Raw genomic sequence first — 2,172 nt, 5'->3', positions numbered from 1 at the left:
AGCAGCTCGGGCACGCCAGCGCCGAGCAGACCCGCCGTTATCAGCGCCGGCGCGACCGCTTCCGGGTCAACCTCACCAAGGCCGCGGGCCTTTGACCGCCGAGTCCCGGCCTTGCTTGCACCACAGCGCAGGGTCCGCCCGTCTCCAGGCAGACAGACAGACGGGACCCGACTGGTGACAGGCGTCGGGGCGGCCATCATCATGGATATTCAATGATGGATATGATAGATATCCCAAAGGAGATATCTCATACCCCTCTTCATTCGTGACGATCAGGTCGACGACCTCGCCAGCCGGCTCCAGGCCATCACAGGCTCTCGGACCAAAACAGAAGCCGTGCGTCTCGCGCTGGAACACGAGATCAAGCGCCAGACCGAGAATATGCTGCCGAGCCAACGAATCGGCAATGCTCTCGCGATCGTCGCTGACATTCGGGCCAACGCTGCGGAGCGCGGCCTCGCCGGCACAGACGATTTCGACATGAAGGCCTTCACCGACGAGATGTGGGGCGCCTGATGTTCCTCGATGCCTCGGCCATTATCGCTATTCTCGGCGGCGAGCCGGATGGAGCCGAGCTCGCCGGCCGCTTGAATGGCTCGAAAACGAGCTTTTTCGTCTCCCCCCTCGTATTGTTCGATGCCTCCGCATCGCTTGCCGCGAAGCTCGCCCGCGAAACCGGCTTACCGCGCGACGCCGCCCTCCTCGCCAAGGCGGAAGCCGCGGTGCGGGAATTCGTCACCTCGCTCGGCGCCCAGGAAATCTCCGTCTCGCCGGATATCGGTCGCAAGGCCCTCGAAGCGGCGCAGACCTATAGCCGCCTGGTCGACCATCCCGCGCGGCTCAATTTCGGGGACTGCTTCGCCTATGCCTGCGCCAAGGCTTACCGAATCCCGCTCCTCTACAAGGGTCGCGACTTCGCGCAGACCGATCTTCGATAGCAGCGGCCCTCGTTGCGGAAAGAGGCGGGACAGCTGGGGTTTGGGCAGATCGGATCCCCACCTTTCGCCAGCTCGGGGCATTCTGCCTGTCTGGGATGCGAAAATCGCGGCGACGGCGCGACCGCTTGCGGGTGAATCTCACCAAGGCCGCCGGTCTCTGACGTCGCGCCCCTATCCTCAGAAGTTCCACGGCGAAATCAATTCGAGCCCTGTCGAGCCAAAATCACTGAGATTCCGCGTAGCCAATCGACCGCCGTTGGCACGGGCGATGGCTGCGATCATGCCGTCGGGAACCGACATGGGTTGGCCACGCCGTGTCGCCTCCCCCATGATGTCGCCATACGCCAGCGCGGCCTCTTCCGTCAGGCCGAAGATCCGATCGGCGAATCGTTGGCGCCAATCCAACAAGCCGCGTTCCAGGCGCTCGGCGCGTTGATCGGGCCTGATTTTCTGAATTCCGAACGCTATCTCGGCGATTGTAACCGTGGGAAGCGCAAGCTCTGCATCGTGGCGTACCAGCCACGCTATCACCGCGTCGTCGGGTGTCTTCCTCAAGGTCTCAGAGATCACATTGGTGTCGAGAAAGATCAAAGTTCGGGTCCAGTGTGGGGTCGGCGGCCTTCGCGGATGATCGCCTCAAGGTCGATATCCACATCGCCGGTTGCCTTCAGTCGGGCATAGAAAGCCGCCGGCGATTCGCGGCCAGATGCGCGCTCCTCGTAGGCTTCCAGCGCGCGTTCGACCACATCCGCGATCGAGCGATTCTCTCGACGCGCAAGGCGATGGGCAAGATCTCGTGCCTTGGCACTGCGGACTGAAAGTTGCGGTTCGGCCATGTACGACCCCTTCCTTGAGCATATAGGGAGAATAGGCTTGCCATCAAGATGGCTTCTGCTGGCTAGCCATCTTCCAGGCCATTTTGCGCCGTTCGTCGATCGGAAATCCGCCAAGCTGCGTGCCGCTTACGAATTCAAGCTCGGTCGACCCGCCAACTCAGGCGAAGCGCGCATATTCCTCATCACCTCACCCATTGCCATTCGAAGCTCGTCCTGGGCGTCATTCAGCCCGACATGGCCGGTATAGGCCGCCAGTGCCGAATTTCAGTGCGGCTAACATCGCGGCTTCGCTACCCAGCTCGCGCGAGACCTGCTTCGCCGGATACTTCTCCAGCACGGAAAGTGCCGACTGGGTGATCGTTTGCCCGATCTCGTCGATGAGATCTTCAAACGCAGCC

4 protein-coding genes are annotated in these 2,172 nt (G+C 62.0%); 2 read left to right on the top strand and 2 right to left on the bottom strand.

The annotated features are described in order from the left end of the window. The first annotated feature begins 228 nt into the window (after positions 1-228). Positions 229-516: a type II toxin-antitoxin system VapB family antitoxin gene (locus tag CWO89_RS43405; protein WP_349644941.1), complete on the top strand. Its 288-nt coding sequence runs from the start codon at positions 229-231 to the stop codon at positions 514-516. Continuing rightward, entirely contained in the window at positions 516-938 is a 423-nt protein-coding gene (locus tag CWO89_RS43400) for a type II toxin-antitoxin system VapC family toxin (RefSeq protein WP_130584299.1), read from the top strand. Before CWO89_RS43405 ends, CWO89_RS43400 begins: the two co-directional genes overlap by 1 nt. Positions 939-1,115: 177 nt before the next feature. Here the strand turns inward: CWO89_RS43400 and CWO89_RS43395 are convergent, their stop codons facing one another. Both CWO89_RS43395 and CWO89_RS43390 read right to left on the bottom strand, forming a co-directional pair. After that, on the bottom strand, positions 1,116-1,529 hold the full coding sequence (locus CWO89_RS43395) for a type II toxin-antitoxin system VapC family toxin (protein WP_130584298.1): 414 nt from the start codon (positions 1,527-1,529) through the stop codon (positions 1,116-1,118). Then, positions 1,526-1,774, bottom strand: coding sequence for a type II toxin-antitoxin system VapB family antitoxin (locus tag CWO89_RS43390; RefSeq protein ID WP_130584297.1), 249 nt, complete (start codon positions 1,772-1,774; stop codon positions 1,526-1,528). The genes CWO89_RS43395 and CWO89_RS43390 overlap by 4 nt, the downstream gene beginning before the upstream one ends. Positions 1,775-2,172: the final 398 nt, after the last annotated feature.

It is taken from the genome of Bradyrhizobium sp. Leo170, from assembly GCF_004296405.1.
In the GTDB taxonomy this organism is placed as follows: Bacteria; Pseudomonadota; Alphaproteobacteria; order Rhizobiales; family Xanthobacteraceae; genus Bradyrhizobium.
This window is presented reverse-complemented; position numbering and strand designations above follow the sequence as displayed.